Source organism: Limnofasciculus baicalensis BBK-W-15, assembly GCF_024178385.1.
Lineage (GTDB): Bacteria > Cyanobacteriota > Cyanobacteriia > Cyanobacteriales > Coleofasciculaceae > Limnofasciculus > Limnofasciculus baicalensis.
Window position 1 is genome coordinate 1 of sequence record NZ_JAMZMM010000426.1, and the last position, 4,636, is coordinate 4,636.

General features: G+C 41.7%; 3 protein-coding genes and 1 pseudogene. 2 read left to right on the forward strand and 2 right to left on the reverse strand.

Annotated elements, in window-relative coordinates; translation table 11 throughout:
- Positions 1-523 (reverse strand): Uma2 family endonuclease (locus NJ959_RS25890; protein WP_254014642.1); only part of this gene is annotated, 523 nt, incomplete at its 3' end.
- Between the two features lie 162 nt (positions 524-685).
- Here NJ959_RS25890 and NJ959_RS25895 point away from each other — a divergent pair.
- Together NJ959_RS25895 and NJ959_RS30845 are read left to right on the forward strand one after the other, a co-directional pair.
- On the forward strand, positions 686-1,021 hold the full coding sequence (locus tag NJ959_RS25895) for a type II toxin-antitoxin system Phd/YefM family antitoxin (protein WP_254014640.1): 336 nt from the start codon (positions 686-688) through the stop codon (positions 1,019-1,021).
- Positions 1,008-1,115, forward strand: a pseudogene (locus NJ959_RS30845) (type II toxin-antitoxin system PemK/MazF family toxin); the annotation flags it as partial. The gene NJ959_RS25895 and the pseudogene NJ959_RS30845, both read left to right, overlap by 14 nt.
- Before the next feature lie 108 nt (positions 1,116-1,223).
- On the opposite strand, the gene NJ959_RS25900 reads toward NJ959_RS30845, so the two are convergent.
- Positions 1,224-4,439, reverse strand: a complete 3,216-nt coding sequence (locus tag NJ959_RS25900; protein WP_254014641.1) for a WGR domain-containing protein — start codon at positions 4,437-4,439, stop codon at positions 1,224-1,226.
- Positions 4,440-4,636: the final 197 nt, after the last annotated feature.

Genomic DNA, 4,636 nt, shown 5'->3' on the forward strand with positions numbered 1-4,636 from the left:
GGGGAATTGTTTCGTTGGGGAGGGCGATTTGTTTTAGTCTATAGTTGGATTTTTTTTGTGTATCTTGGTAGGGTTGGCTGTATATTTCTAGATGGTTATCGATTAGGTTGAATATCCAGTAGTGGAGAATATTAGCTTGGGCGTAGAGGGATAGTTTTGTTTTGCGGTCGAATTTTAATGTGGAATCTGATATTTCTATGATTAGGAATATGTCATCGGACATTGGGTGGGATGATAAATAATTGTCATCTCGATTTCGGACAATTGCTACGTCTGGCTGAGGTTCGCTGTCAGGAGGTAGGATAATGGGTTCTTGTCCGCGCACGATGGCACGTTTTCCCAGGAGGATAATTAACTCCCGTACTAAATTAGTATTGCAAAAGGAGTGTGGTGTCTTTTTGGTGGGCATTTCAATGATTTCTCCCCGAATTAGTTCGACTCTCTTTTCTGGAGTGAAGAATCCTAGTTCTCCTAGGCGGTGATATTCTTCTATGGTAAAGCGTTTGGTGGTGAGGGCTGTCATGGCTGGGTTGGCATAAATATAGATTTTCTGCTTATCTTTATTGTACAATCGATAAATAGTATTGGAGTATGTGGTAATTCTATCTCGGTAGGACATTTGCAGCTTATATATCAGGGAACTAACCATGGCAGTACTTGATGATGACAGTTGCAGGAGGAGAATATGACAAAATTAGACATAATTCCAGATAAAGCCAACTTTTCTGAACTTATCACCCGTGTTAAAGACAATGGGGAAAGAATCGCTATCTCACAACAAGGTAATCCTGTAGCCGCCTTGATTACCTATGCAGATTTAAAGCGGTTTGAAGCATTAGAAGCCCTGTTACCCAGCAAAGCGTACCTGGATATAATTTGCCAGCTATCTGTGGAGGAAATTGCTGTATTGATGGCGGCGATTGAGGAGAGAGTTGAAACAGTGAAAATGATGCAATTAGCTGAGACGGGATTTGATGAGTGGCACGATCCAGAGGAAGATATTTATAATGAGCAAGCCTAAATCATCTGAAATCTGGTTAGTTCGTTTTCCGTTTAGCGATCTAACTTCCACAAAACTTAGACCAGCTCTTATTTTAGCGGTTCATCGAGAAGAAGGGTTTCAATACAATTAATATTTCCCTCTCTTCTCCTCCAATACCTCGAAACAAAAAACCTCTGTGTACCTCCGTGTCACCTCTGCGCACCTCTGTGTTAAAAAAAAACTACCGCCTCACCTCCACAACCTCTTTCACCAAAATCGGTAACTCAATCCCAGGATACCGTTGAGAAATCCGCAACATCATCTCCAGGGCTGTCGCCTTATCCCCAATCGCCATAGTCACAGATTGCCGCGTCAAAATCTCCCCCACAACCCGCGCTGCTTCCTCACTTTTTTGCGCCTCTTCTGCCAAAAAGCTAAAGACTCGCTTCTTCGCCACTCGCCCCCGATTCACCTGACACAATACTGTCACAAAATATGGCATCAATTCTCGCAATCTTTCCGAATTATTACCAGCATAACTTTCCAGGTAATTAGTAGCAAATAGCTGCATATCTGCTGAAGGATGTTCGCTGAATTTCAGTAAGTAATCTTGCCCGTAACTCTCTTGAAAATAGCGTGTTACCAAATCCCGCCCAAACTGCCGTACATCATCTCGAATGCTGTCGCAAATACTCACCATTACGGCTGGTGTCCAATTTTCATCGGTAAATTCAGTAGTAAAAATTCTGTGGGCAAATTCTCGTGAGTCATCCCATTTCGATTCCAATAGTCTGACGGCTGCTAACATTTCTGAATCATGGCTGCGGATGCGGTTTAAGCTGTGGCTAAACATTGCTAAAGCTGCTTCCCGAATTGAGAATATTTCATTATTAGCTAGTTTGATAATATCGGCGGTAGTGAAATTATCCCAAAAGCGCAGACTATTTTCCCTTAGCACTGCTCCGCCCAATTCTTGAGCGGCTGGATATTTAGCATTCAGCAGCCCCATTGCTGTTTCTTGAGGAATATTAGACATCCAGGATGGTAATTCATTTCGTAGCAAATGGACGATATCTTTGTGAATCCCTTCCTGTTTTTCTTTTTTCATCAACATGTTAATCAATTCTGCGGCGAATTGAGTGGCAAACTCTGGATGTGCCATTCCCAATCGCTGAATTGCGGGACGAATACTCTGCCGCATATCTGCTAGTTGATGAGTTGCTATTCCCAGCAATAACTCGTATTCATCTAGTAATTTTCGATCTGGTAATTGACTGAAAATTCGGATACCAATAACTCGCAGTGACTCATGAGGTGATCCAATTAGTGATTCAATTAATACTAGTGGTAATTCAGCGGCAGGAGTTTGGTGATTGAGTAATATTCTTCCTCCTAATTCCTGAATTTCTACCATGGGATATAGGAGTAAATCTAGTACTACTTCTATCGCTAAGGTTCGCAGTTGTGGTGCGAAACAGATGAGGAGAGTTTCACTAATATCTCGTGCCATTTCAGCTTGTTCAGGTGTAAATGCTAAGATGGCTGCGATAATTCGCCCCACGATTAATTTGGCGGTATTGTCGTTTAGGATAGCAGCACTTAAGAGTCTCCGGGCAAAGGTACGAGTATCGCTATGTATACTAGTAACTAAAATTGCGATGGCGAAGCCCGCCGCAGGCATCGCGTTAATATCTTCGATAATTACCTGTCTTTGGGCTTCCATCCATTGATATGCTTGGGTACGTGCGGGTGGAAACAGGCAGGTGGCTAAGGCGAGGAGTAATTCTATGTTAGGTTGATCGGGGTTATAGCGATCGCAAACTAGTTCAAATCCTAATTCTGCTGTTACTTCATAAGGCTTATTTACTAATTCAATCGCTATATTTAGCTCAATTTGTCCTAAAAAATTAGGACAAACCCGCAGTACTTTCACAGCAAATTGATGGACTGGACTACAATTACTTTCTAATAGTAATCTTAGCAGTGCCTCTGGTTTTTCCTGCCAAAGTTGGGGAAATGCTTCTTCCCTGACATTGGGTTCGGGATCTCCTGGTTTGTAACTTTCCCGACAGCGCCATGCTTGGGTATTTGGTTTGAAGATATAGCGGGGACTATTTTCATAAAGGATATGATTAAATGTCTTATAGTGGGCAAAACTATCCCAAGTAATTTGCCAAGTGCGCGGCCGATATTGCCCATCCACTCTGTCATATCGATTAAAGCTAGATTGTTTGACTGGTGTGCCATTACTATCGGTATAGTGTAGGAGGATTTCTACTGCCATATCTACATATTCAATATTGCCATCTTCCCCTAATTGTTTGAGAGTACGCCATACCCGCTGCTTCAGATATTCACGAGTTTTCTTACTATAGGCAAGTCTGGCATTGGGGCGTTCTATTTCTTCTTTAACTTGGGATTGTTGCGACATTTCATATCGTCGAGTTTTATTATTATATTGAACATGGTTTCTTAAATACCCAAGCTTGGGATGATATACTCCCCATTGGTTATCGTAAAATATGGCTTTTTCTAACTCAAAACGGTAAGCAATAATGGCAAATACTTCCCCGTCGTGACGATATTCTGCGGCTTTGAAAATATGGCGAATATACTTAAAGTAGTTAGGTTCCAGTGGTGCGGTGCGTAAAATATTTAGTAAGGCTGGACGGACTTTATCGTTATCGATTTGATAAATAGTATCGAGAACAGCAAAAATCCGAAAATCTTCACCTTGTAAATAGGTTTGTAATCCTGTCGCAAATATTTCCGCTGTGCCATTTATCGCTAAATTACGCAATTCGTTGGGTAACTCTAATATCTTCTGGGAACCCATTTCTGCCCTAGTTGGTTCATTTGACAATTTAAACTCAGCTTCCCATGTAATCCGCCGCACAAAGTCGGGATTTGAGGGATTATCGAATAATTTTAAACATGAAATAGTATTTTCATCGCCACACCAACCCAAAGCCCAAATAATACAGTAATCTCTTAAGGGTGTATCTGTCCCAATTAATTTAATCAGAAAGGGTGTAGCTTCTTTTATTTTAAGTTCTCCGGCTCGCCAAATTGCCCTTTCCAAAGGCCATTTTTGGTTGCCTTCACCTGCAAGACGGTTGAGAATGGCTTGATGATGGGGATTTTTGGTAAGATTACCTGTCTGAGGAGTAATAGTAGGCGCTGCTTGCAGCGGTGTTTCGCGATCGCTATTTCCAGCAGTAACCTCACGATAACCTTTCTGGACTTTTGAGGCAACGAGTTGGTCGAAAACTTTTTGGGCTTGGGCGAGTGGTACAGCTTGAGTTGTCTTGACTCCTTCTTTTAATGATTTGCCTCGCCTCCCATAGCGGAAGTTTACCACGTAGAGGTCTTGTATCATTTGGCACAAATCGACTTCGTAAACTTTATCTGAAGATCCTTCCTGATAGAGAAGGGTAATCCGTTTGATTAGGTTCATAGTAGGGAATCGATGGCAATATTTTCTATGTTAAACTCCCCATGAGCTACTAGACCAACAAGCAATAAAAATCTTTGTTCTCGCTACTCTCGTCCCGATTCCCCACTCCCCACTCCCCACTCCCTCTTTACAAAATGTTGAGAAATCTATCAAGATGAACTTTAACTAGTAATTTTTGTTATTCTTAACAGTAGATG

What these genes read in the sequence shown, in the direction of transcription:
- NJ959_RS25900 (WP_254014641.1), bottom strand. Translation starts at nt 4,439, where the DNA reads ATGAACCTAATCAAACGGATTACCCTTCTCTATCAGGAAGGATCTTCA.
- NJ959_RS25895 (WP_254014640.1), top strand. Translation starts at nt 686, where the DNA reads ATGACAAAATTAGACATAATTCCAGATAAAGCCAACTTTTCTGAACTT.